Raw genomic sequence first — 26,369 nt, 5'->3', positions numbered from 1 at the left:
CAACCAGAGCGTGCATACGCGCCGCCGCAGGAGCGCGACGGGCACGGATGGAACGGGAGATGCCGGATCGGCTTGCATGATGAGAGGGGGTTTCGGACAAGCGTCGCCCCAGTTTAACGGCTTGCGCATAGAGCGCGCGACGAAGTGCTCAATTCTGCCGAGTTGGTGCCGTTATCGAATGGGTACCCGGTTTGTCGGGCATGGAGATAGATCGCGTGGATCGCGGCGTCATAGCTAGCCTGCTTCGTCATCCGTTGAACGCGGCCGTCGTGCTGTTGGACACGGACGGGCAACCATTGGCCGCCAATGGCATGGCCAGGGAGCTGGGCCTGCCCGAACGTCTGTCACGTTATTGTCCGCAACTCGCCGGCGTTCGCCAGCAACTGGACCGGCACGAGGCGGTGGCTTGCCCGCTGCCGGGGGCCGGCCAGCGGCTGGATGGCTGGCTCAGTGTGGTGCAGTCGCCCTCGGCGACACCACTGGGCTATTTGTATTCCGTGGCCAGCGACACCGAGGTCCGCAACGCGCGTTGGGCGATGGCAATGGAGTCGGCAGGTCACAGCTTGTGGGACTGGGATATTGTCAGCGATGCGGTTACCCGCACCAGTCCGGCGCATGCCCCCAATGCGGCGCAGCCTGACATCGGCCTGCTGGACGAGGTACATCCAGAAGACCAGCTGCAGTTGCGTCAGGCTATTGCTGCACACCTGCATGACCCGCAGGTGCCATTTGCCTGCCAGTTCCGCCTGCGTCAGGCCGATGGCAGCTGGCATTGGGTGCTGGACCGTGGGCAGGTAGTCACCCGCGCTGGCGATGGCCAGCCGTTGCGGATGGTTGGCACCTATACCGACATCCAGCAGCAGAAATCGCTGGAGGACGAACTGCGTTCGCAGCAGGCCCTGTTACGCCGCGCGCAGCGTGTGGCTGGTATGGGCAGCTGGGTATGGGAACCGCGGCGCAAGCGCGTGCAGTGGTCCGAGGAATTCGCCGCTGCCATTGGCTGGAGCAATGCCGCACTACCGACCGGGCGGCAATGGTTGCGTAACCTGACCAGCGATGCCCGCACGCATCTACTCTGTAGCTGGCGGCGTGTGCTGGATGAAGCCAAAGGCGGTAGTTTCGATATTACCTGGGGTCGCGATCCGGTGACCCAGCAGCAACTGCGCATCTGGGTGGAGCTTGATTACGACGGCACCGGCAGCCTGCATCGGGTGCTGGGACAGGTGCAGAACATCAGCAATCAGCGTCGTACCGATGCCTTGATACGCTGGCGCACCGAGTTGCTGAACCGGGTGTCCGCGCTGGGCCGTATTGGCGGCTGCGAAATCGAGGTCAGCACCCGCGCGATGCAGTGGACCGAGGAGTGCTATCGCATCCATGGCCTGCGCAAGGCGCCGGTGACCTTGGACCAGGCTTTGGACCTGTACATTCCCGACTCGCGCGACAACTTTGAGTCAGCCTTGCAGCGCATCGTTCATGGCGGGCTGCCCGAGCAGCTTGATCTGTGTTTCTACCGCCCGTCCGGTCAACGGGTGTGGGTGCAGGTGTTGATCGAACTGGATCAACGCGACGGCCTGCCTGAGCGCTTCGTGGTGCTGTTCCGCGACATCACCCGTGAGCGAGAGGCCGACGAGCGGCTGGAACTGCTGGCGCACTACGACTTGCTAACCGGACTGCCCAATCGCATGCTGCTGCGCGAGCAGGGCTCCGAAGCGATCATCGAGGCGCGCGAACGTGGTGCCATCCTGGCGATGCTGTTCATCGACCTGGATGGTTTCAAGAGCATCAACGACACCTTTGGTCACGCCACCGGTGACATGCTGCTGAAGGCCGCCGCGGCGCGTCTGCACCAGAACCTGCGTAATGCTGACCTATTCGCCCGTTTCAATGGCGATGAGTTCATCGTGATCCTGCGCAACCTGGTTGAGCCGGATGACGCCGGGCATGTGGCGCGAAAGTTGATTGCTTCCTTGGCTGAGCCGCTGTACCGCGAGGATGTCACCTTGAAGGTCGGCGCAAGCGTGGGTATCGCAATGCTGGACGAGGGTCGCAACGATTTTGACAGCCTGTTGCGTGCCGCCGATGCTGCCATGCACGCTGCCAAAGAAGCAGGCCGCAACACCTACCAGTATTACAGCCAGGATGCGTTGGCACGTACCCAGCGCCGGGTGGAGATCGAACACGCGCTGCATGGTGCGGTCGAGCGCGACGAGTTCAGCCTGGTTTACCAGCCCTTGGTGCATGCCAATGGTGATGCAACGCCCTCGATCGAGGCGTTGTTGCGCTGGAACAGCGGCAGGATTGGCTCATGCAGCCCTGCCGAGTTCATCCCGATTGCCGAGAAATGCGGCGAAATCATCCATATCGGCGACTGGGTGCTGCAGGAGGTTTGCCGGCAAGCGGTTGTCTGGCAGCAGGCCGGGCTGAAGTTCGAGCGCATCGCAGTCAACGTTTCGGCCTTGCAGCTGCGGGATCGCGGCTTTGCCGAGCGCGTTGTCAGCATCTGCCAGCAGTACGGCTGGCCGCCTCAGCGCTTGGAGCTGGAGCTGACAGAGTCGGCGCTGATCCGGGATACCGATGCATTGCGCCAGTGTTTTGATGTATTCGAGCAGCATGGCATTCCGCTTGCCGTGGACGACTTCGGCACCGGCTTCTCCAACCTGCATTATCTGAACCGTTTCCCGGTGCAACGGCTGAAGATCGACCGTAGTTTCGTGCAAGGCATGCTGCACGATGCCGGCACCGCCGAGGTCACCCAGGCCATCGTGCATCTGGGGCACGCACTGGGCATGCTGGTGGTGGCCGAGGGCGTTGAAACCTCGGCCGAGGCAGCGATGCTGATCCAGCAGGGTTGTGATGAGCTGCAGGGCTACCTGTTCTCGCGGCCTCTGCGGCCGCGCGAGATGGTGCAGTGGTTGCGCAGCGGCCCAGGTGAGTTGCTTGAGCTACCGAACCTGGGTTCGATCACGACGATCAGCGCCACCCACTGATCGTCGGCAAAGCAAACAACCAAGCCTGGCTACGTGATCCGTAGCCGGGCTTTTCTTTGTCTGTAGGAGCGGCGTAAGCCGCGAGGTTGGGGTTGCTTCCAGGCGTTCATCCGATGCTGTCTTTGCTTCGCGGCTTACGCCGCTCCCACAAAAAACGCGGAGTGCGTCCAGGCCTGGGCCACCATGCTTTTTTCTGTGGGAGCGACGTCAGCTGTGTCGCGGGTGCCGCTCATAGGCCTTCATCTGATGATGTGTTTGCTTCGCGGCTTACGCCGCTCCCACAAAGAGGACCGCGGTGCGCGCGGATGTGTAGCCCGGCTAAGCGCAGCTTGAGGGGGGCTCAGGGGACGGACAGGTCCCAGTCGATGCAGTTGGTCAGCCAATCAGAGTCTTCGACGTGGCCGGGGCTCTGGGCTTGATCGCGCTGTGTACGCAACTCCAGCAGCTCCTGCTGTGCACGCTGCTCAAGCAGCGCAAGCTGTTCGCGTCGGCTCAAGGAGATGCCGTTGGTAGCTGCAGGAAGAGGCATGGCGTCATCAGCCTGTGGTGCTGGCTCGGCGTTACTGTTGGCGGTGGAGCGGGGTGTCAGCATATATCAGCGTGGTTGCAGCAACAGCAAAGCCCCGGCCAAGGGCCGGGGCTCGGATGCGGTACGGGTGCGGGGTGAAATCAGAACAACTCCACCGTGCCTGCGCCCATGCTCTGCTGGGACACCGGCTTGTGCGGCGGGCGCTCCCACTCCACACGCATTTCACGCAGGCGGCTGCCGGTGCGCTGCAGCGCGCTGACCATTTCGCCATCGAACACGCCGCCGTTGCGGTGCAGCAGTTCCTGCAACGCGACGGCTTCGCGGTTGATCGCACCCAGGCGGTCAAGATGGGTATGCACGCCGCCCAGGGCCTGGGTGGCGATGTCTTCGAATTGCAGGGCGCGCACGGCTTCGGCGACGCTGCCGTCGATGGCGCGGCCACACTCGGAGATCTCACGCATGCCGTCGCCCAGCGAGGCGTTGATGGCAGCCACGCTGTCCAGCATCGAAGCGGCCTCATGGCGCGCTTCGCGTGACCGGTCCATATCGCGCGAGGCCATGTGGGTGACGGTTTCACGCACCTTGGCGATGGCGTCCTTGGAGCTGTGGGCCAGCTTGCGGATCTGCTCGTTGAAGGTGGTGGAGCGCTCGGAAAGATTTCGTACCTCGTCAGCCACCACTGCGAAGCCACGACCGGCTTCGCCTGCACGTGCTGCTTCAATGGCAGCATTCAAGGCCAGCAGGTTGGTCTGGTCAGCGATCGACTTGACGTCTTCAAGCAGGGCGAAAATTCCATCCAGGTGCTGCGCCATCTGGTCGATGTGCTGCACGGTGTTGCTGCTCTGGCCGCTGACCTGCTCCAGTGCTTCCACCAGCTGTTCCATCTGATGGCTGGCGTTCTGGGCGAAGCGGGCCACGTCGACGCCGCCATTGCCGCCGCCACCTTCGTCACCGGCGCGGTCAACGATGCGGGCCAATGCCTGGCTCTGCTGGCGCGACTTGCGGCTCATCGCATCAAAGCTGCCACCGAGGCCGCCGACCGCTTGCCGGATCAGCTCACGGGCGCGCTCGATCTCGCTGCGCGAGCCGTCGATTTCGTTGCTGACAAAGCTGCGCAGCTCATTGAGCAGCTGGTCCTGCTCTTTCAGTACCTTGGCGTGCTCGGGCGAGCGCTGGCTTTGCGAATGCACGCTCCACCAGGCAAACACCAGCCAGCTCAGCACCATGGTGGTCAGGATCGCCCACAGGGCCGCAGAAGGCCAGGACAGGGCGGCAGCGACCACAACCAGAAGGGTGAGGACAAGCGGGGCTGCCAAACGGATTGCAATACGTGAATACATGGACGTTCTCGGGAGAGTCACGAATGCAGTATCGGCAGTGGGCAGGGGGTCTTTAGCCCGCTGGCGTGAATCCCGAGAGGTTTTGCGATGCAGGCCCGCAACCGCTGCGATTGCGGGCCTTGAAAATCAGCGCAGGCGGCGCTCGATGGCTTCCAGCATGGCCTTGCGCGAGAACAGGAAATCCCAGTAAGCGCCACCGAGCTGGCGCCACAGCACAGCCGAACGCACCGCAGCCAGCAGCAGCGCACGGATCTCCGACACCACCATCGCCTGGCCCAGGTAATGCGGGTTGCCCTGCACCATGATCTTCGGTTTGAGCTGGCTGATGGTGTCCGCATACAGCGCGCCCATCGCACTCAGTACGTCCGGGTGGCAGCTGTCGCCGCGATCCTGGGCGATGCTGGCGGCGCGCTCGATGCCTGCCTCCACTTTGTCGACCGTGGCGCCTTCGCGTACGAAGCGGCGTTCCAGCTGCATCACCGACAGGGCCAGCCGCGGCAGCAGGTCGTCCTTACCCTGATTGCGGAAGTAGTCGCGCAGCAGGCGCAGGCCTGGCTCAACCTGGGTAGCACTGCCGTATACGGCGGCGGGCGAGCTGGCATCAATACGCAGCACGCTGTCCATTGCGGTGCGCACCACGGCGCTCTCCGAATGGCCGGTTTCTGCGATGCGGCGCACCTGCTGCAAGGCCTGGGCAATGCCTGCCAAGGCAAGTACGCGGTCATCGATGGAAAAAGTCATGGTCATCTCTCAAGGGGAAACAGGGGCGGCCAAACGGCGCTCCAAAGGTGCATCGGTGGCGGCGATCACCGCGCCGCCCAGGCATTCCATGCCGTCGTACAGCACCAATGACTGGCCGGGGGTGACAGCGCGTTGCGGGCGTGCGAAATGCACGTCCAGCGTACCGTCATCACGCACCTTCACGGTGCAGGCTTCGTCCGGTTGGCGATAGCGGGTCTGCGCGGTGCATTCGAATTCACGGGCGGGTGGGGCGCCGGCAATCCAATGCATGGTTTCGCTGCGCAGCCAGTTGGACTGCAACCAGGGGCTGTCATGGCCCTGATCGACGTACAGGATATTGCGGGCCACGTCCTTGCCGACCACGAACCACGGTGCCGCCGGGCGCCCGCGCACGCCGCCGATGTTCAGGCCTTCGCGCTGGCCCAAGGTGAAATAGAACACGCCGGGGTGACGGGCGATTACCTGGCCATCGGGGTCCTGGATCTCACCTTCGCGGGCCGGCAGGTACTGGCCCAGGAACTCACGGAAATCGCGTTCACCGATGAAGCAGATACCCGTCGAGTCTTTCTTGGCATGGGTGGGCAGGCCAGCATCTCGGGCGATGCGGCGCAGATCGCTCTTTTCCATGTGTCCGATCGGGAACAGGGTGGCGGCCAACTGGGTCTGGCCCAGCTGGTGCAGGAAGTAGCTCTGGTCCTTGCCGCGATCGGCACCGCGCAGCAAGCGCCAGCGGCCGCCGGCGTGGTCGACCTGGGCATAGTGGCCGGTGGCGATGCGCTCGGCACCCAGCTCGCGCGCGGCGTCCAGGAAGTGCTTGAACTTGACCTCGCGGTTGCACAGCACGTCCGGGTTGGGTGTGCGGCCGGCCGCATATTCGGCCAGGAAGTGCTCGAACACACCCTGCCAGTATTCGTTGGAGAAATCGCGGAAATGGAACGGAATGTCGAGCCGCCCGCAGACCGCCACCGCGTCGCGGCGGTCATCTTCGGCGCGGCAGTGACCACTGCCATCGTCAGCCCAGTTTTGCATGAACAAGCCGGCGACATCCAAGCCTTGCTGGACCAGGGTAAGCGCCGCCACCGACGAGTCCACGCCGCCGGAAACGCCCACCACGATGTTGGGATTGCTCACGGTGCCACCTGTCGCACGATCGAAAGCGGGTAGCGCTGCCCGGCCAGCCAATCCGAGATCGTATGCCAGACCAGCGGGCTGCGCAGTCGCGCCATATCGGCCTGCAGGGCAACCGGGCTCATCCACAAGGCCTGCACGATGCCGGTGTCCAGCGGCTGCTGCGGGTGATGCTGCAGCGGCTCGGCGGCGAAGGCGAAACGCAGGAACGGCGTGCCATCGGCAGCTGTCCACTGATAGCTGCCGATGAAGCCGGTCAGGTGCACGTCCCAGCCGGTTTCTTCGCGGGTTTCACGCACTGCTGCCTCGAGCAGGCTTTCGCCGGGCTCGAGATGGCCAGCCGGCTGGTTCAATACCCGCCGGCCGTTCTTTTCTTCCTCTACCAGCAGCAGTTGCCCTGCGCGGGAGACCACGGTGGCCACGGTCACATGTGGCGCCCATCGCTGGGACTGCAAAGCATTCACGCTCAGTACTCGTCCTTGGACGTCATTTCCAGTTCGATCGCATCGGCGCTCTTGGCGGCAGCGTCGATGGCGTCGGAAATCACCTCGGAGCTGGCATCGGCGTCAACCTTGACCACGAACATGGCCACGTCCCCCTGCTTGACCCAGCCACCCAGCTTGGAGTCGTTGGAGTCTTCCAGGAGACGGTTGGCGACCAGGGCCGGGAACTGCGGGCCCTCGGACTTGTAACCCGGCGACCAGATTTCACGGACGTGATGGCTGCCATAGGTTTCGACATTGGAGCGCACGAACACCAGCTGGGTACGGTCGTCGTCCATTTCAAAGACCAACTGGTAATCGCCATCGCTGTCCACTTCGTACTTGTACTTGAGCGTATCAAGCACGCGACCGACCGCACGGTCCGGTTCACCGGCAACAGCGCTCCCGGCGGCGGCCGTGGCCAAGGCCAACAAGGCGATGCTGAGTACAGACTTCTTCATTTTTTCCCCAAGGAATGGATGGTTAGCCTGCAAATTGTGCGGGGGCGAGGGGGGCGGCGTCCAATGGTCAAAAGACAGCCACCTGGAACCGCTATAATCGACGGATGTCCCAGAAGACCCAACACGACAGCGAACACGGCCTGCTGGTAGCCCCCGGCAAGCCAGAGGTTGCGCCCCCGCCGCAGTACCAGGTGATGCTGCTGAACGATGATTACACCCCGATGGACTTCGTGGTGACCGTCCTGCAGAGCTTCTTTTCCATGGACATGGACAAGGCCACCCAGGTGATGCTGCACGTCCATACCCGCGGCCGCGGCATCTGCGGTGTGTACACCCGTGAAGTTGCCGAGACCAAGGTTGCGCAGGTCAACGAGTTCTCGCGCATGAACCAACACCCGCTGATGTGCACGATGGAGCGGGCCTGATTCCGCCCTGGGCGCCGACAGTGCGCCCAGCTGTTTGCCCATGCGGCACGGTTATCAGCATCGGGGCCGCAGTGGCCGCTGGTCTGCTGTAAAACTGCAGGTGTGGCGGGGCGCGGGAATTGGAGCTGGCGGAACGATGCGTTTCGCCTGATACCCGCGATCCGGAGCCAAGCCCCGTCCCTGCGTCCAAACTGAATGCAGAATTCACGGGTACGGGCGATTTGGCGAGATTGCAGGCGCGTTGTCTACATCTTCGTCATTAGGGTGCTGGAAAAATCGTTGCCAGGCCGCATATTGTCTCCAACCGCAACCGGAGTGCCTTATGTTCAGTAAAGACCTCGAGCAGACCATTGGTCAGTGCTACAAGCGCGCCCGAGAAGCCCGTCATGAGTACATGACGGTTGAACATCTATTGTTGGCGTTGTTGGAGAATGCTTCGGCGCAGGCGGTGCTCAAAGCCTGCGGCGCAGACCTGGAGCGGCTGGGGCGCGAGCTCGAGAAGGCCATCAACGCCTCGGTCTCGTTGCTGGCCGAGGATGATGGGCGCGATACCCAGCCGACCTTGGGCTTCCAGCGGGTGCTGCAGCGGGCGGTTTACCACGTGCAGTCCTCTGGCAAGAAAGAGGTCACCGGCGCCAACGTGCTGGTGGCGATCTTCGGCGAAAAAGAGTCGCACGCGGTCTATTACCTCAACCAGCAGGACGTGACCCGGCTGGATGTGGTCAATTACCTGTCCCACGGCGTGGGCAAGAGTGGCGACGACCCGGAGATGTCCTCCCCGCTTGAGGGCGAGGGTAGGGCTGAGGGTGGCGATGGCGAGGGCAAGGGTGATTCCCTGGCCGAGTTCGCGAGCAATCTCAACGAGCAAGCCAAGGCCGGGCGGATCGATCCGCTGGTTGGGCGTCGCGATGAGATCGAGCGCACTATCCAGGTACTGTGCCGTCGTCGCAAGAACAATCCGCTGTATGTCGGCGAAGCCGGCGTGGGCAAAACGGCCATCGCCGAAGGCCTGGCCAAGCGCATCGTCGACGGCGAAGTGCCGGACGTGCTCGCCGATGCGGTGATCTATTCGCTGGATCTGGGCGCATTGGTGGCTGGCACCAAGTACCGCGGTGACTTTGAGAAGCGTCTGAAAGGCGTGATCACCGCGTTGAAGAAGATCCCCAATTCGGTGCTGTTCATCGACGAGATCCACACCATCATCGGTGCTGGCTCGGCGTCTGGCGGCACCATGGACGCGTCCAACCTGATCAAGCCGGCGCTGGCCTCGGGCGAACTTCGCTGCATCGGCTCGACCACCTTCCAGGAATACCGCGGGATCTTCGAGAAGGATCGCGCCCTGGCGCGCCGCTTCCAGAAAATAGACATCGTCGAGCCCACCGTTGGCGAGACCTACGAGATCCTCAAGGGCCTGCGCCCCAAGTATGAGGCGCACCACGGCGTGACCTATGCCGACGATGCCCTGCAGGCAGCGGTGGACCTGTCGGTCAAGCACATTGCCGACCGTCTGCTGCCGGACAAGGCCATCGACGTGATCGACGAGGCCGGCGCGCGCCAGCGTCTGCTGCCGGAAGGGCAGCGCAAGGAGCGCATCGATGTCGAGGAGATCGAAACCATCGTTGCCAAGATGGCGCGGATCCCGGCCAAGCAGGTCACCGCCACCGACAAGGATGTGCTGCAGCATCTGGAGCGCAACCTGAAGATGGTGATCTTCGGCCAGGATCAGGGCATCGAGTCGCTGGCTTCGGCGATCAAGCTGTCGCGTTCCGGCCTCGCCAGTCCCGACAAGCCGATCGGCAACTTCCTGTTCGCCGGCCCTACCGGCGTCGGCAAGACCGAGGTGACCCGTCAGCTGGCACTGCAGCTGGGTATCGAGCTGGTGCGCTTTGACATGTCCGAGTACATGGAGCCGCATTCGGTCAGCCGCCTGATCGGCGCGCCTCCGGGTTACGTCGGTTTCGACCAGGGCGGCCTGCTGACCGAGAAAATCGTCAAGACGCCGCACTGCGTGCTGCTGCTGGATGAGGTGGAGAAGGCGCACCCGGACATCTTCAACATCCTGTTGCAGGTCATGGATCGTGGTGTGCTCACCGACACCAATGGTCGTGAAGCCAACTTCAAGAACGTGATCCTGGTTATGACCACCAATGCCGGTGCCACCCAGGCCGCGCGTCGCTCGATCGGCTTCACCAAGCAGAATCATGCAACCGATGCGATGGAGGTGATCCGCAAGAGCTTCACCCCGGAGTTCCGCAACCGGCTTGATGCGGTGGTGCAGTTCCAGCCGCTGGGCTTTGAGCACATCCTGCGGGTGGTGGACAAGTTCCTGATCGAGTTGGAGATGCTGCTGCAGGACAAGCACGTTTCGTTGTCGGCCACCCCGGCTGCCCGCGAATGGCTGGCCCACCACGGCTTCGACGCTGACATGGGCGCACGCCCGATGTACCGGGTGATCCAGGACAAGGTAAAGCGTCCGTTGGCTGACGAGCTGCTGTTCGGCAAGCTGTTGAACGGCGGCAAGGTCAGCATCGACGTCCGCGACGGCGAGCTGATCGTGGATACCGAGTCCGAGCCGGAGCATCTGTTGCCAGCAACGGTGTAATCCTGCCCCTGTGGGAGCGGCGTAAGCCGCGAAGCCGGATTGTTCCAGTACAAACAAAACCCCGCATCCAAAGATGCGGGGTTTTTGTTTGCGCGCCTCACCTGTAGTGCCGAGCCATGCTCGGCATGGGGCTTTACCGGGAACGCTCCTGCCGAGCATGACTCGGCACTACGGGGGCATTGCTGGTAAAGCCTCTGCCGAGCATCGCTAGACCCCACATGGAATCCTGGCCACGCGAAAAAGCCAGCGCGAAGGCTGGCTTTCTGCTAACGCTCGACTTACCGCATTACTTCATGCGGTAGGTGATACGGCCCTTGGTCAGGTCGTACGGCGTCATCTCAACCTTGACGCGGTCACCGGTCAGGATGCGGATGTAGTTCTTGCGCATGCGGCCGGAGATGTGGGCGATGATTTCATGCCCATTTTCCAAGCGAACACGGAACGTGGTGTTCGGCAACGTCTCGCTGACGGTGCCTTCGAACTCAATGGAGTCGTCTTTCGACATGTAGTCCTGTGCGGTTCTGCGGACGGCCAATGGGCCTAAGGGCGGGCATTTTACGCTGTCGCGGCCAAGGATGCAAAGTTTGCGTTAAGCACCTGCATTCAGGCCAAGGCCGAGGCTGCCAGCTCGCCGAATCTGCGCGTCCAGCGGCCAGCGTCGCTGGGTTGTTGTACCAGTTGGCGCACGCTTTCCAGAAACACTGCGCGTGGCAGGTGCTCCGCACCCATCCGCAGCAGGTGCGGGTTTTCCACCTGCGCATCCATCAATGGCCAGCCCCACTCAGCCAGGGTCGTGGCCAAGGCCGCGAGCGCCACCTTCGAGCCGCCGCTACGGCCACTGAACATACTTTCGCCGAAGAACATCTGGCCGATGGCGACGCCATAGATGCCGCCCACCAGCACGTCGCCATCGAATACTTCAACCGAGTGCGCGTAGCCGAGCTGGTGCAGGGCGACATAGGCCTGGTGCATGTCGGCAGTGATCCAAGTGCCATCCTGGCCGGGGCGCGGCGCCAAGGCGCAGGCCTGCATGACCTCGGAGAACGCGGTATCAGCACGGATTTTCCAAGCACTACTGCGTAGCCCGCGGCGGAAGCGCGAGGACAAGTGGACCTTGTCGGTGCGGAACACCATGCGCGGGTCAGGTGACCACCACAGCAGTGGCTGGCCCTCGGAGAACCATGGAAAGATGCCGCCGGCATAGGCATTGAGCAGGCGCACCGGGCTCAGGTCGCCGCCAATGGCCAGCAGGCCATCGGGCTCCTGCAGAGCCAGCTCGGCGGGCGGGAAAGGCGCATCGCTGGCGCTATCCAGCAGGAACGGACCTTTATTGCTCATTGCGATGGATCTTCCTGCTTGAAGGGCGAATGGCGCAGCAGGTCTGCGCTATAGGTCGCGACGTCCTCGCGCTCACGGCCGCACCAGTCGCGTGCGGCCTCGCGGAACTGCGGATGGGCCAGCCAATGATGGCTGCGGACCTGGGTTGGAAGAAAGCCACGCGCCAGTTTGTGCTCGCCCTGCGCGCCGGGCTCGAAGCGCTGCAGGCCTTCGCGCAGGCAATATTCGATGCCTTGGTAATAGCAGGTTTCGAAGTGCAGGCCGGGCAGGGTGGCACCGCCCCAGTAGCGCCCGTACAGCGTGTCGGCGCCACGCAGGCACAGCGCGCCAGCAATCGGTTCGCCATCCTGCATCGCCAGGAACAGCACCAGTTGCCGCGGCATCTGTTCGGCCATGTGGCGCAGAAACGCCAGGGTCAGCGCCGGTGCATTGCCGTACTCGGCAAAGGTCTGCAGGTAGAAGCCATGCATGGCGCGCAACTCGTCCGCGCTGGCTTCATCACCATGGCGCACGATGAAGCTGATACCGGCGCGGACAACCTTGGCGCGCTCCTGGCGGATGTTCTTGCGGCGCTTGTGATCCATCGCACTCAAGAAGTCATCGAAGTTCTCCCAGCCCGACTGGTGCTGCCACTGGAACTGCACGTCATCGCGTTGCAGCCACTGCGCGCCGAACAGTGGGTTCTCTTCGGCCAGGTGGAAGTTGATATGTGCCGAAGACAAGTTATTGTCCTGCACATGGCTGACAATGGCTTCAAGCAACGCGTCGCGATCCTCTTCGTTGCGAGCAAGCAGGCGCGGCCCGGTAACCGGCGAGTAGGGCACGCCGCACAGCCACTTGGGGAAGTAATCCAGGCCGTGGCGGGCATAGGCATTGGCCCAGGCGTGGTCGAACACGAACTCACCGTGTGAGTTCTGTTTCAGATAGCCGGGGGCGGCGGCGACTAGTTCATCGTCGCGCCACAGGCTCAGGTGCTGGGCCTGCCAACCCCATTCCGGGCGCAGGCAGCCATGCTGCTCCAGCCCACTGAGGAAGGCGTGGCAAATGAAAGGGTTGCTGCCGTCATGCAGGCCATCCCACTGCGCGGCGCGCAACGCTGCAAGGCTGGGCAGGACGCGAAGTTGCAAAGGCAGGTTCATGGTTCCAACGTCAGTACGTCGATGACGGGTGGGTTGAACAGGCGCAATGGCAGGCCGATCTCACCGGCACCGCTGGTGGTGAAAACCCGTATCGGACCGCACGCGCCCTGCACGACCTGCTCACCACGATCGAAGCCATAAGCGCTCGGAATGACCTTGCGGTACAGCCAGGGAATGCGGATCTGTCCGCCATGGGTATGCCCGGCGAGCACAACGGCCACATTGCCGGCGCACACCTGCATGGCGCTGTCGGGGTTGTGGGCGAGAATGACCGTGGGCCCGAGCAGTGCCTCGCCCCCGAGCAGGAAGCGCGCGTCATCCCGTCCTGCCCAACGGTCTCCGAGGCCGGCCCAGTTCACGCCGTTGGTATCCCTGAGCAGGCGTCCTTCGATGACGTTCATGCCGTGCGCGGCGAGTGCGGCCCGCAAGGGTTTGTCGATATCTGGGCCGGGCTGTTGCTGGTCATGGTTGCCGAGCACCACAAATGCAGGCGCGCGCAGGTCCGCCAGCGGCGCAAACAGCTCCTGCAGTGACAGGCCTTGCGGCTCGTAGGTCAGGTCGCCAGCGATCGCAACCGCGTGGACATCCTGATCGTTGATGCGCTCCACCAGTCGCTCAAGGAAGCGCCGATCCTTGTAGACGCCCAGATGGATGTCACTGATCAGGGCAATACGGGAAGCGGTGCCGGTGCCTTCCAGCGTGGTGTGCCTGATCACGATCATCTGCGGCTCGATGAAGCGAGCCCAGATAAACACACCGCATCCAAGCAGCAGCACCGCGATTGCTGCGCGGTACCGCCGTTTGCGCCATCGCCACAGCAGCCAGGCGATGACAGGAAAGACCAGCCAGCTGCCATGGAACAGCAGCTGCTTGAGCATCAGCTTGTCCATGGCAGGCTGGCAGAGCGGGGCGCTCAGGCGCCCTTTTCGTCCAGGAAGCGCTCGGCATCCAGAGCGGCCATGCAGCCGAAACCGGCCGAGGTAATGGCCTGGCGGTAGTGCTGGTCGGCAACGTCGCCGGCGGCGAACACGCCTTCGACCGAGGTCATGGTGGCGTTGCCGCCCAGACCCGAGCGGATTTCCAGGTAGCCGTTGTTCATCGCCAGCTGGCCGGTGAACAGTTCGGTGTTGGGCTGGTGGCCGATGGCGACGAAGAAGCCGTGGGCTTCGATATCGCGGGTGCTGCCGTCCAAGGTGGACTTGACGCGCACGCCGGTGACGCCAGCGTCATTGCCCAGCACTTCGTCGACCTGGTGGTGCCACACGGTTTCGATCTTGCCGGCGGCGACCTTGGCGAACAGCTTGTCCTGCATGATCTTTTCCGCCTTCAAGGTGTCGCGGCGGTGGACCAGGTAGACCTTGCGGGCGATGTTGGACAGGTACAGCGCCTCTTCGACAGCGGTATTGCCGCCGCCGACCACGACCACATCCTGGTCGCGGTAGAAGAAGCCGTCGCAGGTGGCGCAGGCGGACACGCCGCGGCCCTTGAAGGCTTCCTCGGACGGAATGCCCAGATACTTGGCGGTGGCGCCGGTGGCGATGATCAGCGCATCGGCGGTGTACTGGGCACTGTCACCGGTCAGGGTGAACGGGCGCTTGGACAGGTCGGCGGTGTGGATGTGGTCGAACACCACTTCGGTCTCGAAGCGCTCGGCATGTGCCTGCATGCGCGCCATCAGGTCCGGACCCATCAGGCCGTGGGCATCGCCCGGCCAGTTGTCGACCTCGGTGGTGGTCATCAGCTGGCCACCCTGCTGCAGGCCGGTGACGACCAGCGGCTTCAGGTTTGCGCGCGCGCCATAGACCGCAGAGGTCCAGCCGGCGGGGCCAGAGCCGAGGATCAACAGGCGGGAGTGCTTGGTCGGGAGGCTGGAAGTGCTCATGTATACTCGCGAAAGTCAGGATTGGTGGCCCGAACGCGGCATTCCGCAACTGTCCGGGCAAGCCAATAGAGTGGCGGTCCGACCTCGGTGAATCAAGGCACGTGAATGGAACTGCGCGGCCCGTTGCATACAACTCTGCTGTTTCCCGCATTGCCGCCGCCACTGTCTGGCGGCTTTTTGACGTTTTCTGTCTGTCAGCCGTACCGCACTGCGCTGTAATTGGGTGAAACCCGACGATCTGTCGTTTAATATCAATCACTAACCGTGCATTTTTAAGGTCTGGTCAAAGGTGGCGAAACAGGTCCCGGAACGCGACAAGAGCCCCAAGGCTGCCGCTGATGCGCGCAAGTCGGCGGCAGCAACAGATAATCCGCGTCGTCAAAAGCTGTGGCGTGATCTGGCGCTGATCGCGATCGCGCCGGCGCTGCTGTATCTGCTGGCCAGTCTGTTCACGTATTCGCCTACCGATCCGGGCTGGTCACAGTCGGGCTCGGTGGTTGCGCCCGTGCACAACATGGGCGGCAGGGTCGGCGCGTGGATTGCCGATGTGCTACGCCAACTGTTTGGCTATGTGGCCTATCTGATCCCGCTGATGCTGGCTGCGGTCGCCTGGATCGCCATGTTCGGTTTGAAGAAGACCGATGAGCGTGGCCAGGATGATCTGGGCCCGGCGTTGCGCCTGGTTGGCATTGTCGGCTTCTTGATTGGTGCTACCGGTTTTCTGTACCTGCGTCTGCCGCCGGGCGATGTTGCTCGTGCAGGCGGCGGCTTGGGCGTGTTGGTCGGCAAGTCGCTGCAAACCGGCTTTGGTCCGGTAGGCAGCAACCTGTTCCTGCTGGTGCTGCTGCTGACCTCGATCACCCTGGCGACCGGTTTGTCGTGGTTCGCGGTGATGGAGAAGATCGGCAAGTGGGTGCTGGCGCTGGGACCGATGCTCAACAAGAAGAAGGAGCAGGCCAACGAATGGCAGCAGACCCGCGTGCTGCGCGAAGAGCGCGAGGAAGTCCGCAAGGTTGACGCCGAGGTCCGCGCCAAGCGCGAGCCGGTGAAGATCGAGCCGCGTCCGGCGCCGGTGATCGAGAAGAGTGACCGCGCCAAGCGCGAGACGCAGATTCCGATGTTCCAGGGCGTCAACGGGGACGGCTCGGACATTCCGCCGCTGGCTCTGCTCGACGACCCCAAGCCGCAGGCCAAGGGCTACGACGAGCAGACGCTGGAAACCCTGTCGCGCCAGATCGAGTTCAAGCTCAAGGATTTCCGCATCGATGCGCAGGTCGTCGGGGCCTATCCGGGTCCGGTGATCACCCGTTTCGAGATCGAACCGGCGCCGGGCATCAAGGTCAGCCAGATCAGTTCGCTGGACAAGGACATCGCCCGCGGCCTGTCGGTCAAGTCGGTGCGTGTGGTTGACGTGATTCCGGGCAAGTCGGTGATCGGCCTGGAAATCCCCAACGTCACCCGCGAGATGATCTTCCTGTCCGAGCTGCTGCGCTCCAAGGAATACGACAAGTCGGCCAGCGTGCTGACCCTGGCCCTGGGCAAGGACATCGCCGGCCGCCCCAGCGTGGCCGATCTGGCACGCATGCCGCACCTGCTGGTGGCCGGTACCACCGGCTCGGGCAAGTCCGTCGCGGTCAACGCGATGGTGCTGAGCCTGCTGTACAAGGCCAGCCCGAAAGACCTGCGCATGCTGATGATCGACCCGAAGATGCTGGAGCTCAGCGTCTACCAGGGTATCCCGCATCTGCTGGCACCGGTGGTCACCGACATGAAGGAGGCCGGCAACGGCCTGCGCTGGTGCGTGGCCGAAATGGAGCGGCGCTACAAGCTGATGAGCGCGGTCGGCGTGCGTAACCTGGCCGGTTTCAACAAGAAGGTGAAGGACGCCATCGACGCTGGCCAGCCGATGATGGACCCCTTGTTCAAGCCCAACCCGGAGATGGGCGAAGCTCCACGCCCGCTCGAACCGCTGCCCTTCATCGTCATCTTCATCGACGAATTCGCCGACATGATGATGATCGTCGGCAAGAAGGTCGAAGAATTGATCGCGCGCCTGGCGCAGAAGGCCCGTGCGGCTGGTATCCATCTGATCCTGGCCACGCAGCGTCCATCGGTCGACGTGATCACCGGTTTGATCAAGGCCAACATCCCGACCCGCATCGCCTTCCAGGTCAGCTCAAAGATCGATTCGCGCACCATCCTCGACCAGTCTGGCGCCGAGGCGCTGCTGGGCAACGGCGACATGCTGTACCTGCCGCCGGGCACGGCCATGCCGGACCGCGTGCACGGCGCCTTTGTCTCCGACGAAGAGGTGCACCGCGTGGTTGAGCACCTGAAGGCCAGTGGTCCCACCGACTACATCTCCGGCGTATTGGACGAGGTGCAGACCATGGGCGACGGCATCGTGGTTGGCGCCAACGGCCTGCCGGAGAGCAGTAGCAGCGGTGGCGATGAATCGGATCCGCTGTACGACGAGGCCCTGCGCATTGTCACTGAAACCCGTCGCGCCTCCATTTCCGGTGTGCAGCGTCGCCTGAAGATTGGCTACAACCGCGCCGCGCGCCTGATCGAGGCAATGGAAGCGGCCGGCGTTGTCACCGCGCCGGAGCACAATGGCGACCGCACCGTGCTGGCGCCGCCGCCGCCCAAGCACTGAACGGAAGGGCGGCATTCAGCGATTGATTGCCGCCCATTCAGTTTGAAAGAGGCAGACTCTGCCTCACCACCGACACCACTATCCCAAGCCGCCATGACTGCATTCCTGCGCCACTCCGTTCTTGCTGTTGCCTTCGCTTGTGCCGGCCTTGCCGCGGATGCGCATGCCGGCGCCCGCGATGACCTGAAGTCCTTCACCAGCGGCCTGCGCGGCCTCGATGGCCAGTTCGCGCAGCAGGTGGTGGATCAGCGTGGCCGGGTCAAGGAATCCTCCAGCGGCCGTGTCGCCCTGTCGGCACCGCGCCAGTTCCGCTGGGAATACACCCGTCCGCATCCGCAGCTGATCATTGCCGACGGCAGCAAGCTGTGGGTCTATGAGCCGGATCTGGAGCAGGCCCGGGTCAGCCCGCAGGGCACCGAGGAGCAGAACAATCCGCTCACCGCGCTGATCAACCCGGCACTGCTGGAACAGCAGTACGACATCAGCGAAGAAGCCGCGCCGCGCGACGGCATGCAGTGGCTCTCGCTCACCCCCAAGCGCGATACCCAGGCCAGCTTCGATGTCGCCGCACTGGGCTTCGCCGGTGGCGCACTGTCGCGGATGGAACTGACGGACGCGGTGGGCCAGCGCACCATCATCACCTTCAGCGGCTGGAAGAAGAACCCGAGCTTCGCTGCCGGCACCTTCCGCTTCGTTCCGGGCAAGGACGTCGACGTGGTCGGCGAACGCTGAACCCAAGCCCGGCTTTCGAGGCCGGGGCAGGGTGGCCACGCTGCTAGAATGTGGGCGTGGCCAGATCCCGAAATATCTTTCTTGATGAAGCTCCCGCCGACCTGCTGACAGCGGACCGGGACAATATGCGTCCGCTCGCCGAGCGCATGCGTCCGCGTGCACTGGACGAGATGGTCGGCCAGAAGCGCTTGTTGGCGCCCAACACGGCGCTGCGCCGCGCGGTTGAATCCGGCCGCGTGCATTCGATGATCCTGTGGGGCCCGCCGGGCTGCGGCAAGACCACCCTGGCCTTGTTGCTGGCGCAGTATGCCGACGCCGAGTTCAAGGCGATATCGGCAGTGCTGTCTGGTCTGCCGGATGTCCGCCAGGTGCTGGCCGAAGCCGCACACCGTTTCGCCGACGGGCGCCGCACCGTGTTGTTTGTCGACGAAGTACACCGTTTCAACAAGGCACAGCAGGATGCCTTCCTGCCGCACATCGAGCGCGGCACGATCATTTTTGTTGGTGCGACCACCGAGAATCCCTCGTTCGAGTTGAACTCGGCATTGCTGTCGCGCTGCCGCGTGCACGTGCTGGAATCGGTGTCGCCCGAGGATGTGGTGGAAGCGCTGCAGCGCGCCTTGGATGACAAGGAACGTGGGCTGGGCGAGCAGGACATCACGGTCTCGGCGGAGTCGCTGCTGGAAATCGCCCGCGCCGCCGATGGCGACGTGCGTCGCGCCTTGACCCTGCTGGAAATCGCCGCCGAGCTGGCAGCAGGCGAGGGCGGTGAAATCACCCCGGAAACCCTGCTGCAGGTACTGGCCGACCGCACCCGCCGCTTCGACAAGAACGGCGAGCAGTTTTACGACCAGATCTCGGCGCTGCACAAATCGGTACGCAGCTCCAACCCGGACGGTGCCATCTACTGGCTTGCCCGCATGCTAGACGGCGGCTGCGATCCGTCCTATCTGCTACGCCGGCTGACCATCATGGCGGTGGAAGACGTGGGCCTGGCCGATCCGCGAGCGCTGGAAATGGCGATCAATGTCTGGAACGCCTACGACCGCATCGGCGCACCGGAAGGTGATATCGCCCTGTCCAATCTGGTGGTGTATCTGGCCAGTACCGCCAAATCCAACGCCGCCTACATGTCCTTGCACGCGGCCCGCGCCGACATCGCCAAGTACGGTACCCAGCCGGTACCGATGCACCTGCGCAACGCGCCCACGCGTTTGATGAAGACCCTGGGTTACGGGCAGGGCTACCAATACGACCACGACGTCGAAGGCGGTATCGCACTGGACCAGACTGCGTTCCCGGATGAGATGGGCGAACAGGTCTATTACAAGCCGGTGGATCGTGGTTTGGAAATCAAGCTCAAAGACAAGCTTGATCGCCTGCGCACCGCCCGCGAGCAGGCCCGCGCGCAACGCAAATGACTGCCATCCGCCAACCCGCGCCCGGAGTTTGAACCCATGTGGCAGTCCTTTCTTGCCATCGGCGTTGGCGCGGCACTCGGCGCCTGGCTGCGCTACGGACTGAGTCTTTGGCTGAACCCGCTGCACAACACGGTGCCGCTGGGGACACTGACCGCCAATCTGCTCGGCGGCTATGTGATCGGCCTTGCCCTGGCGTTCTTCGCCACCCGGCCCGAGCTGTCACCGCAATGGCGGCTGTTCTTGGTGACCGGGTTGCTGGGCGGCTTGACTACGTTTTCGACCTTTTCCGCCGAAGTTGTGTACCTGCTGCAGCGCCAACAGCTGGGCTGGGGGCTGGCCACGATTGGCCTGCATCTGGGCGGCTCGCTATCGATGACCGCCCTGGGCTGGTGGACCTGGCGTGCTGTGCGCCACCTGACTTAAGTCCGCTTTCAATGCCGCAGTCGATACCGCATCATGCGCCCACCACAAATTGAGCGTTTTCTGGATATGCAGCAAAAGCGGGCACACGAATGAGCAGACCAGCGTCGGATGACGCGGCCCGCAGCGATGCAATCCATGATTCTGAATCGGGGAGCGCCATCATCGGCGCGGATGTCGGCGGCACCTATGCACGTCTAGGCTGGACCCGTCTGCAGGCCAACGGCGCGCTGAGCGTCAACGGTTTCCGCAAATACACCTGCGCTGAGCACCCCAGTCTTGCGGCGATCCTGCGTGACTACGCCGACTGGTTGGCACGCGAAACCGATGCAGCGCCGATCGCACATGCCGTCGTCGCCATCGCCGGCGTCCTTGATGGTGACGGCGATACGCTGCTCAATACCAATCTGGCCTGGCCGGTGTCGCTGGCGGCAACCCGCCGCGATTCAGGTATGGAAACGCTGGAATTGATCAACGATTTTGTCGCGGTCGCTCAAGCGATGGCACATGCCGAGGCCGGCTCGCTGCACCTGATCTGCGGTGATCCCGAGCAGGTAGCGCCTGGCCCGGCGGTGGTGCTTGGCCCTGGAACCGGTTTGGGCGTGGCGGTATACCTGCCGGGTGGGAACCCCTCGGTGCTGCCCAGCGAAGCAGGGCACGCAGCCTTGGCTGGCTCCAACGCACTGGAGCAGGAGGTATTGCGCCTGCTGTCGCAGCGATACACGCATATCGACAACGAACGAATCCTGTCCGGCCCGGGCTTGATCACGCTCTACACCTGTTTGTGCGAGTTGCGCGGCAGCGCCCCGCAATGGCAATCGCCAGCCGAACTGGTTGCTGCCGCACGCAACGGCAACGATGCAGTGGCGATGGAAAGCGTCGAGGTATTCTGCGCGTGGCTGGGCAGTTTGGCCGGAGATCTGGCGCTGACCTTCGGTGCACGCGCGGTCTATTTGACCGGTGGCATCACTGGTCATATCAGTGATTTCTTGCACGCAGGCGGCTTCCAGCAACGGTTCCTTGCCAAGGACCGCTTGTCGCAGGCGCTGCGGCACGTGCCGGTCTGGCGCGTTGAACATGGCGAGCTCGGCGTGCTGGGTGCCTTGGCCTGGCACGTCGACAAACTCGCCGCACGCTAAGTAGAACCCAGGAGAAGCCAGCAATGAGCACCCGCAGACAGTTCCTGCAGTCGTCCGTCTTGATTGGCGCATTGGGCAGCGCAGCACCGGGCCTGCTGGCATCGCCGGTAGCTGCCAGCGGCGCGCGCGTGGTTTCAACCTGGGACTTCGGCGTCGGCGCTAATCAGGCGGCGTGGAAGGTACTGGCGGCAGGCGGCAACGCCTTGGATGCGGTGGAAGCCGGCGCACGCTGGGCCGAAAGCGAGCTCTGCAATCCCACCGTTGGCCGCTGCGGTAATCCGGATCGCGATGGCGTGCTCAGCCTGGATGCCAGCATCATGGCCGGCGATGGCCGCTGCGGATCGGTCGCTGCACTGGTCGATATCCTGCATCCGATCTCAGTCGCCCGCGCGGTGATGGAAAAGACCCCGCACGTCATGCTGGTGGGCGAGGGCGCACAACAGTTCGCCGTGCAACAAGGCTTCGAGCGCCAGAACCTGCTCACCCCGGAAGCAGAGAAAGCCTGGCGCGAATGGTTGAAGACCGAGCACTATGCGCCGCAGATCAACGCCGAGCGCCGTGGCATTCCCGGTGACAAGGACAACCACGACACACTGGGCATGATCGCCATTGATGCCAACGGACAGATGGCCGGTGCCTGCACCACCAGCGGCATGGCCTTCAAGATGCATGGCCGCGTTGGTGACAGCCCGATCATCGGCGCTGGCCTGTATGTGGATAACGAAGTCGGCGCAGCCACCGCCTCCGGCATGGGCGAAGAAATGATCCGCAATGCGGCCTCGTTCCTGGTGGTAGAACTGATGCGACAGGGCCGTTCACCGGCCGAAGCCTGCCGCGAAGCCATCCAGCGCGTGGTACGCAAGCGGCCCGAAGCCAGCCGCACTTTGCAGGTCTGCTTCCTGGCGATGAACCGCAGTGGCGAAGTTGGCGCATATGCGCTGCATAAAGGCTTCGTCTACGCGGTATGCGACAGCAGCAAGCAGGATGCTTTGCTCGAATCCGCATCGGTGTATACGAGCACGCAGGCATGAGTTCGCCGTATCTGCTGGAGATCGCCTGCAACTCTGCGATGTCGGCGGTGGCGGCACAACAGGGTGGCGCAGACCGCATCGAGCTGTTCGAGAACCTTGAACAGGGCGGAACCACCCCATCGGCAGGCAGTATCGCAGTGGCCAGGGACATGCTGCGTATACCGCTGTTTGTATTGATCCGTCCCCGGCCTGGTGACTTCCACTACGGACCATTGGAAACGGAGATCATGCTGCGTGATATCGGGCACTGCCGGCAGCTTGGTTGCGACGGGGTGGTGATCGGTGCATTGACGAGGGATGGTGATATCGACGTGGACCTGTGTAGCCAGCTGATGCGCGCGGCTGGTCCGATGGGCGTCACTTTCCATCGGGCGTTCGATGCAGCGCGAGATCCGTCTGCAGCTTTGGAGCAGGTGATCGGTTTGGGATGCGAGCGGGTGCTCAGTTCTGCTGGCCATGAAAGTGCGGAGTCGGGCAGGTTTGCGCTTGCCGCCCTTGTGCAGCAGGCACGCGGCAGGATTTCGGTGATGGCCGGCGCAGGTCTGAATGCTGGCAATATCCAACAGGTAGCACGGGATTCGGGTTGCCTTGAACTGCATGGCTCGGCCAGGCACTTGGTGCGTTCTCCCATGCGTCACCACAACCCGCTGTTGAACGGGTTGCAGGCGGACTGGTCGCAGACCGATCCGGCGCAAGTTGCCGCACTGCGAGCGGCCTTGTCGTTGCTGCAGGCATGACAGCCTGTGGATGGGTATGCAGAACCCGCGCAGGAGAGAGATTGGTCTGGCCGCTGACGCAGCGCGCTGTAGTGGACGCAGACCGCCGTTGTGCCGGGTGTTGTCGCCTCTCCCGTGCGGGAGAGGGTAAGTGAGGGCGCACTTCGCGATGCGCCTGGACAGCCGTTTCGTCCGGCGCTGACCGCCAGCTCATCGCGCGAGACGAAGCACATGCTTGCGAGCGACAGTGGCTGCTCAGCTCTCCGCCTGCAGGTCCGACTCGAGCGTTATCAGCTCGCGGACATCGTTGGTCACCAAGCCGATCATCATCGGGTTCTCTACATTTTTCAGGAAGCAGACGTCAAAAAGCTCGCTAACGTCACCGTCGAATCGTATCCAATGGACGACATCGCCCGTTGTCAGCGAAAGCAACTGGATGCCGCACCATGGATCGGCGTCACGTGCTCTCAGCTCATCGTCCAATGCAAGTCCTTCAAACCGTTCGTACCTTGGCCTTGACAGGCCAACCGCTGCGTAATTGCCCATGATCGATAAACCACGAAGAAAACCGGGACAGAAGGCCAGCGGCACAAAACGCTTTTCCTCGAAATTTACGAAGCCAAAATGACCGGTGCCGGAATTGAGCAGCCACAGCCGACCGTTGGCCCAGCGTGGCGAGTGGGGCATCGATAGACCTTCGCAAACAATTTCATTGGTCCGCACGTCAATCACAACGCCGCCATCGCGGCGGCGGTCGCGCCAGCCATCGACGATGTCGCTGCGGCAAGCGGCGGTGACGTAGCGGGCCTCTCCGTCAACCATCGCCAGGCCATTCAAGTGGCAGCGATCTTCCGGCGCCAGCTTGCTGATGAACGTTGGCTTCCACACGGCCTTGAAGCTGTGGGTCTGGCTCAGCTCGGCAAGACAGGAGTACTTGGTATTGACGAATATCACCTTGCCATTGGACTGGATGCCGAGTTCATGGATATCCAAATCGCCAATGGTCTGGGCGTTCCTTGGGACGTAGCACTTGTCGTGTTCGCCATGGATCACCTCGCCACGGCGCAGTACGTTCTCGAAGCGCCAAAGCTGGTAAAGCGTGCCGAGGTAGATGCGGTTGGCATCACCAACGATCCCCATTGCCCGTTCAAATATCCGTTCGAAGAACGCTACTTGGCCCTTGTTGTTGCTACCAACCAGATATACACGGCCGCTTTGATAGGACGTTATCGCCAGTGATACGTGATTGCTGTTGAGCCAATCATACAATCCACGCGAACAGGATTTTTCTGGCGTCTTCGGCGGCGGGGTACTGGCGTCGGTGCTGTCAGTAGCCGCTGCTGGGATGCATTCCTCGCGCGGTGCGGGTTCTATTGCAGGTGCTGTGGCCGGCGGGGCCGTGTCTTCTTGCATGCTCATGATTCAATGCTCCAGCGCCCTGCACAGATGGCAGGGTACATTTCAGAAGAAAGACTGCAACGGCCCGGCGACTACGTCGCCGGGCCGCCTTCACGCATCACTTACCAGACGTAATTCAGCTGGGTTTGAACGCCCAAGCCGCTGTCGAGCTGGTTGCCACTCTGCCAGTTCAGCGCACTGCCAAGCTTGAAACGGCCCTTGGCTGCATTGAGGCCAAGCTTGAACATTGCCATGGTGCCTTCGCTGTTCAACTGACCGTGGAAATCACGGTTGATGTTGTAGTCCAAGGTGCCATTGAGCGTATGCACGGCATTGACCTGGCCGTACGGTGTAACGTTCCAGCCGGATACACCGCGGTAGGACTTCCACATCGATACACCGACACGGCCGCGCTGCCAATTGCTGGCTTCGGTCTGCATGACCGCCTTGTCACCGCGCACGTTCATGCCCGACACCTTGGTCGAAGTGAACTGTGCCTGCGGTTCCACATTCAAGCCATTGCGCAGTGTCCAGGTGCGGCCCGACTCCACGTTGAGCATATGTGCGTTGCCTTGACCCTGCTGACGACCAGCGACGGTGTCCAGGTAGGCATCGAACTGCATGCCACGCACGGAGGCGTCGATGTAGGTGCCAGCTTGCGAATTCCAGGTGGCATACATGCCCACGCTGGAGCCCTGCAGGGTATCGGTACCATAGCCGTGGGCCAGGTACTGCTTGGCTTCGGACTTGGCCACCGTTGCGCCGATGCTGAAGCCATTGCCTGCATCCAGGTTGAAGCCGATCTCGCTACCGCTGTTGTCCTGGTTGAGGTTTGCGCTGTGTGCCTGACCGAAGTTGCCAACCATGTTGTTCGAGCTCATGCCGCCGGTATCGCGGAAGCCACGTACCCACGGCGTGACTCCTTTCAGGCCTGGCAAGGCGGAGGAGGAGTGAATCATCGCCGCACGCTCACGCCAGTTACCCGACGTACTGGACAGCAGGCTGTCCACGCCCATTGCGGCTGCAGACACAAGCGTGCCGGAAGCATTCAGGCCAGCAACCTTGGGGGTGATCGACAGCAGGTAGTTGCCACCCTTGGTGCCGGCAACCTTCTCCACCGCCATGCTCATGTCCAGCTTCAGGAAGTCCGCCGGCGATATGCCCAGCACCTGGCCTGCGACAAACGCATTGGGGTTGGAATTGCCTGCGACCTGCACCAATTGCAACGGTTGGTTGAGCGAGTCGGAGCTCGGCAAGCCATCGAGCAAAGCGATGTTGAGCTTCTGTTGGGTGCCGGTCGCAGCAACTCCGCTGACGGACAACCAGTCGCCAACGCCCGCGGTCAAATCGACGTCCAGGTTGATGTTGCCAACACCGCCAAAATGCCCTGCGATGGCCAGGCTGTCACCGGCCTTGCCGTTGGTGAAATCCAACAGGCCGGCATTGGTGAAGCGTGCGGAACCAGTCGCACCCATGTCTATCAGGTTGGCGCCCGTAACCCTGATGGTGCCGGTATTGCTGAAGCCATTGCTGCCGTCGCCAAAATCAAACCGGCTGTCCTTCAGTACCAGGAAACCCATGTTGCGGAAGTTGTCGTTGCCGGCGCCAAATGAGGAAACACGGCCAGACATATCCCAGGAACCACCCTGATGATTGTTGATGGTGTCATTGCCGGCGCCGGCGCCGGCGCCGCCCCCCCGGATTCCGTAGTTGCGGATGGTAGTGTCGCCGTCCCCCCCTTGGATTGCGGGGGCTGCACCGCTCTTCCCGGGGGGGACGCGAGTGGGCGTGCCGTTGGC

At 62.9% G+C, this 26,369-nt stretch carries 23 protein-coding genes; 10 read left to right on the top strand and 13 right to left on the bottom strand.

The window, feature by feature from the left end; genetic code table 11:
- Window positions 1–215: 215 nt before the first annotated feature.
- Window positions 216–2,990: a bifunctional diguanylate cyclase/phosphodiesterase gene (locus tag ACVOK8_RS13715; RefSeq protein WP_481567314.1), complete on the top strand. Its 2,775-nt coding sequence runs from the start codon at window positions 216–218 to the stop codon at window positions 2,988–2,990.
- A 340-nt stretch (window positions 2,991–3,330) separates the two neighbouring features.
- Here ACVOK8_RS13715 and ACVOK8_RS13710 read toward each other — a convergent pair whose 3' ends face one another.
- The 6 genes from ACVOK8_RS13710 to ACVOK8_RS13685 all read right to left on the bottom strand — a co-directional run bounded on the left by ACVOK8_RS13710 (window position 3,331) and on the right by ACVOK8_RS13685 (window position 7,671).
- The gene (locus tag ACVOK8_RS13710; protein WP_481567308.1) at window positions 3,331–3,582 is read right to left on the bottom strand and encodes a hypothetical protein; all 252 of its coding nucleotides are present in this window, start codon (window positions 3,580–3,582) and stop codon (window positions 3,331–3,333) included.
- A 77-nt stretch (window positions 3,583–3,659) separates the two neighbouring features.
- On the bottom strand, window positions 3,660–4,859 hold the full coding sequence (locus ACVOK8_RS13705; RefSeq protein ID WP_481546520.1) for a methyl-accepting chemotaxis protein: 1,200 nt from the start codon (window positions 4,857–4,859) through the stop codon (window positions 3,660–3,662).
- 126 nt (window positions 4,860–4,985) lie between these two features.
- Window positions 4,986–5,600 carry a high frequency lysogenization protein HflD gene (gene hflD / locus ACVOK8_RS13700; RefSeq protein WP_481515650.1) on the bottom strand — a complete coding sequence of 205 codons (615 nt, stop codon included), beginning with the start codon at window positions 5,598–5,600 and terminating at the stop codon, window positions 4,986–4,988.
- 9 nt (window positions 5,601–5,609) lie between these two features.
- Window positions 5,610–6,731, bottom strand: coding sequence for a tRNA 2-thiouridine(34) synthase MnmA (gene mnmA, locus ACVOK8_RS13695; protein WP_481567307.1), 1,122 nt, complete (start codon window positions 6,729–6,731; stop codon window positions 5,610–5,612).
- Window positions 6,728–7,192: an NUDIX hydrolase gene (locus ACVOK8_RS13690; RefSeq protein ID WP_481546517.1), complete on the bottom strand. Its 465-nt coding sequence runs from the start codon at window positions 7,190–7,192 to the stop codon at window positions 6,728–6,730. The genes mnmA and ACVOK8_RS13690 overlap by 4 nt, the downstream gene beginning before the upstream one ends.
- Before the next feature lie 2 nt (window positions 7,193–7,194).
- Window positions 7,195–7,671, bottom strand: a complete 477-nt coding sequence (locus ACVOK8_RS13685; protein WP_481567306.1) for a type III secretion system chaperone family protein — start codon at window positions 7,669–7,671, stop codon at window positions 7,195–7,197.
- Window positions 7,672–7,775: 104 nt separating this feature from the next.
- Here ACVOK8_RS13685 and clpS point away from each other — a divergent pair, with 104 nt between their 5' ends.
- Both clpS and clpA read left to right on the top strand, forming a co-directional pair.
- Window positions 7,776–8,096 (top strand): ATP-dependent Clp protease adapter ClpS, encoded by a 321-nt coding sequence (gene clpS / locus ACVOK8_RS13680; protein WP_282272346.1) that lies wholly within the window; start codon window positions 7,776–7,778, stop codon window positions 8,094–8,096.
- Window positions 8,097–8,418: 322 nt separating this feature from the next.
- A complete protein-coding gene (clpA, locus tag ACVOK8_RS13675; RefSeq protein WP_481567305.1) occupies window positions 8,419–10,698 on the top strand; it encodes an ATP-dependent Clp protease ATP-binding subunit ClpA in 2,280 nt (759 codons plus the stop codon).
- Between the two features lie 286 nt (window positions 10,699–10,984).
- On the opposite strand, the gene infA is transcribed toward clpA, so the two are convergent.
- The 5 genes from infA to trxB form a co-directional block, all read right to left on the bottom strand.
- Window positions 10,985–11,203 carry a translation initiation factor IF-1 gene (gene infA / locus ACVOK8_RS13670; RefSeq protein ID WP_005409596.1) on the bottom strand — a complete coding sequence of 73 codons (219 nt, stop codon included), beginning with the start codon at window positions 11,201–11,203 and terminating at the stop codon, window positions 10,985–10,987.
- 98 nt (window positions 11,204–11,301) lie between these two features.
- Window positions 11,302–12,036, bottom strand: coding sequence for a leucyl/phenylalanyl-tRNA--protein transferase (aat, locus tag ACVOK8_RS13665; protein ID WP_481567304.1), 735 nt, complete (start codon window positions 12,034–12,036; stop codon window positions 11,302–11,304).
- Window positions 12,033–13,175: a GNAT family N-acetyltransferase gene (locus tag ACVOK8_RS13660; RefSeq protein ID WP_481567303.1), complete on the bottom strand. Its 1,143-nt coding sequence runs from the start codon at window positions 13,173–13,175 to the stop codon at window positions 12,033–12,035. The genes aat and ACVOK8_RS13660 overlap by 4 nt, the downstream gene beginning before the upstream one ends.
- The gene (locus ACVOK8_RS13655; protein ID WP_481567302.1) at window positions 13,172–14,065 is read right to left on the bottom strand and encodes a metallophosphoesterase; all 894 of its coding nucleotides are present in this window, start codon (window positions 14,063–14,065) and stop codon (window positions 13,172–13,174) included. The genes ACVOK8_RS13660 and ACVOK8_RS13655 overlap by 4 nt, the downstream gene beginning before the upstream one ends.
- 23 nt (window positions 14,066–14,088) lie before the next feature.
- The gene (gene trxB, locus ACVOK8_RS13650) at window positions 14,089–15,057 is read right to left on the bottom strand and encodes a thioredoxin-disulfide reductase (protein WP_282270462.1); all 969 of its coding nucleotides are present in this window, start codon (window positions 15,055–15,057) and stop codon (window positions 14,089–14,091) included.
- Window positions 15,058–15,346: 289 nt separating this feature from the next.
- Here trxB and ACVOK8_RS13645 point away from each other — a divergent pair, with 289 nt between their 5' ends.
- From ACVOK8_RS13645 to ACVOK8_RS13615, 7 genes are all read left to right on the top strand, one after another.
- Window positions 15,347–17,713 (top strand): DNA translocase FtsK, encoded by a 2,367-nt coding sequence (locus ACVOK8_RS13645; protein ID WP_481567301.1) that lies wholly within the window; start codon window positions 15,347–15,349, stop codon window positions 17,711–17,713.
- 93 nt (window positions 17,714–17,806) lie between these two features.
- Window positions 17,807–18,445 (top strand): outer membrane lipoprotein periplasmic chaperone LolA, encoded by a 639-nt coding sequence (gene lolA, locus ACVOK8_RS13640; RefSeq protein ID WP_481567300.1) that lies wholly within the window; start codon window positions 17,807–17,809, stop codon window positions 18,443–18,445.
- A gap of 125 nt (window positions 18,446–18,570) precedes the next feature.
- Window positions 18,571–19,866, top strand: coding sequence for a replication-associated recombination protein A (locus ACVOK8_RS13635; RefSeq protein WP_481567299.1), 1,296 nt, complete (start codon window positions 18,571–18,573; stop codon window positions 19,864–19,866).
- Between the two features lie 36 nt (window positions 19,867–19,902).
- Entirely contained in the window at window positions 19,903–20,289 is a 387-nt protein-coding gene (crcB, locus tag ACVOK8_RS13630; RefSeq protein WP_481567298.1) for a fluoride efflux transporter CrcB, read from the top strand.
- 89 nt (window positions 20,290–20,378) lie between these two features.
- Window positions 20,379–21,425, top strand: coding sequence for a glucokinase (locus ACVOK8_RS13625; protein ID WP_481567297.1), 1,047 nt, complete (start codon window positions 20,379–20,381; stop codon window positions 21,423–21,425).
- Between the two features lie 23 nt (window positions 21,426–21,448).
- Window positions 21,449–22,456 carry a glycosylasparaginase gene (locus tag ACVOK8_RS13620; RefSeq protein ID WP_481567296.1) on the top strand — a complete coding sequence of 336 codons (1,008 nt, stop codon included), beginning with the start codon at window positions 21,449–21,451 and terminating at the stop codon, window positions 22,454–22,456.
- On the top strand, window positions 22,453–23,193 hold the full coding sequence (locus ACVOK8_RS13615; protein WP_481567295.1) for a copper homeostasis protein CutC: 741 nt from the start codon (window positions 22,453–22,455) through the stop codon (window positions 23,191–23,193). Before ACVOK8_RS13620 ends, ACVOK8_RS13615 begins: the two co-directional genes overlap by 4 nt.
- 234 nt (window positions 23,194–23,427) lie before the next feature.
- Here ACVOK8_RS13615 and ACVOK8_RS13610 read toward each other — a convergent pair whose 3' ends face one another.
- Complete coding sequence (locus tag ACVOK8_RS13610; protein ID WP_481567294.1) at window positions 23,428–24,591, bottom strand: TIGR03032 family protein; 1,164 nt, start codon at window positions 24,589–24,591, stop codon at window positions 23,428–23,430.
- 101 nt (window positions 24,592–24,692) lie between these two features.
- The gene (locus ACVOK8_RS13605; protein WP_481567293.1) at window positions 24,693–26,201 is read right to left on the bottom strand and encodes an autotransporter outer membrane beta-barrel domain-containing protein; all 1,509 of its coding nucleotides are present in this window, start codon (window positions 26,199–26,201) and stop codon (window positions 24,693–24,695) included.
- Between the last annotated feature and the right edge of the window lie 168 nt (window positions 26,202–26,369).

Source organism: Stenotrophomonas sp. STEN083, from assembly GCF_056759195.1.
Note: the sequence above shows the minus strand (reverse complement) of the source record. Positions and strands in the feature narration are given on the sequence as shown.

Excerpts from the sequence above, each read along its gene's own strand:
- ACVOK8_RS13610 (WP_481567294.1), bottom strand. The coding sequence starts at position 24,591 with ATGAGCATGCAAGAAGACACGGCCCCGCCGGCCACAGCACCTGCAATA.
- clpS (WP_282272346.1), top strand. The coding sequence starts at position 7,776 with ATGTCCCAGAAGACCCAACACGACAGCGAACACGGCCTGCTGGTAGCC.
- ACVOK8_RS13625 (WP_481567297.1), top strand. The coding sequence starts at position 20,379 with ATGAGCAGACCAGCGTCGGATGACGCGGCCCGCAGCGATGCAATCCAT.
- ACVOK8_RS13685 (WP_481567306.1), bottom strand. The coding sequence starts at position 7,671 with ATGAAGAAGTCTGTACTCAGCATCGCCTTGTTGGCCTTGGCCACGGCC.
- ACVOK8_RS13605 (WP_481567293.1), bottom strand. The coding sequence starts at position 26,201 with ATGTCTGGCCGTGTTTCCTCATTTGGCGCCGGCAACGACAACTTCCGC.
- ACVOK8_RS13635 (WP_481567299.1), top strand. The coding sequence starts at position 18,571 with ATGCGTCCGCTCGCCGAGCGCATGCGTCCGCGTGCACTGGACGAGATG.
- hflD (WP_481515650.1), bottom strand. The coding sequence starts at position 5,600 with ATGACTTTTTCCATCGATGACCGCGTACTTGCCTTGGCAGGCATTGCC.
- ACVOK8_RS13615 (WP_481567295.1), top strand. The coding sequence starts at position 22,453 with ATGAGTTCGCCGTATCTGCTGGAGATCGCCTGCAACTCTGCGATGTCG.
- lolA (WP_481567300.1), top strand. The coding sequence starts at position 17,807 with ATGACTGCATTCCTGCGCCACTCCGTTCTTGCTGTTGCCTTCGCTTGT.
- trxB (WP_282270462.1), bottom strand. The coding sequence starts at position 15,057 with ATGAGCACTTCCAGCCTCCCGACCAAGCACTCCCGCCTGTTGATCCTC.
- ACVOK8_RS13705 (WP_481546520.1), bottom strand. The coding sequence starts at position 4,859 with ATGTATTCACGTATTGCAATCCGTTTGGCAGCCCCGCTTGTCCTCACC.
- ACVOK8_RS13660 (WP_481567303.1), bottom strand. The coding sequence starts at position 13,175 with ATGAACCTGCCTTTGCAACTTCGCGTCCTGCCCAGCCTTGCAGCGTTG.
- infA (WP_005409596.1), bottom strand. The coding sequence starts at position 11,203 with ATGTCGAAAGACGACTCCATTGAGTTCGAAGGCACCGTCAGCGAGACG.
- ACVOK8_RS13655 (WP_481567302.1), bottom strand. The coding sequence starts at position 14,065 with ATGGACAAGCTGATGCTCAAGCAGCTGCTGTTCCATGGCAGCTGGCTG.
- ACVOK8_RS13620 (WP_481567296.1), top strand. The coding sequence starts at position 21,449 with ATGAGCACCCGCAGACAGTTCCTGCAGTCGTCCGTCTTGATTGGCGCA.
- clpA (WP_481567305.1), top strand. The coding sequence starts at position 8,419 with ATGTTCAGTAAAGACCTCGAGCAGACCATTGGTCAGTGCTACAAGCGC.
- crcB (WP_481567298.1), top strand. The coding sequence starts at position 19,903 with ATGTGGCAGTCCTTTCTTGCCATCGGCGTTGGCGCGGCACTCGGCGCC.
- ACVOK8_RS13710 (WP_481567308.1), bottom strand. The coding sequence starts at position 3,582 with ATGCTGACACCCCGCTCCACCGCCAACAGTAACGCCGAGCCAGCACCA.
- aat (WP_481567304.1), bottom strand. The coding sequence starts at position 12,036 with ATGAGCAATAAAGGTCCGTTCCTGCTGGATAGCGCCAGCGATGCGCCT.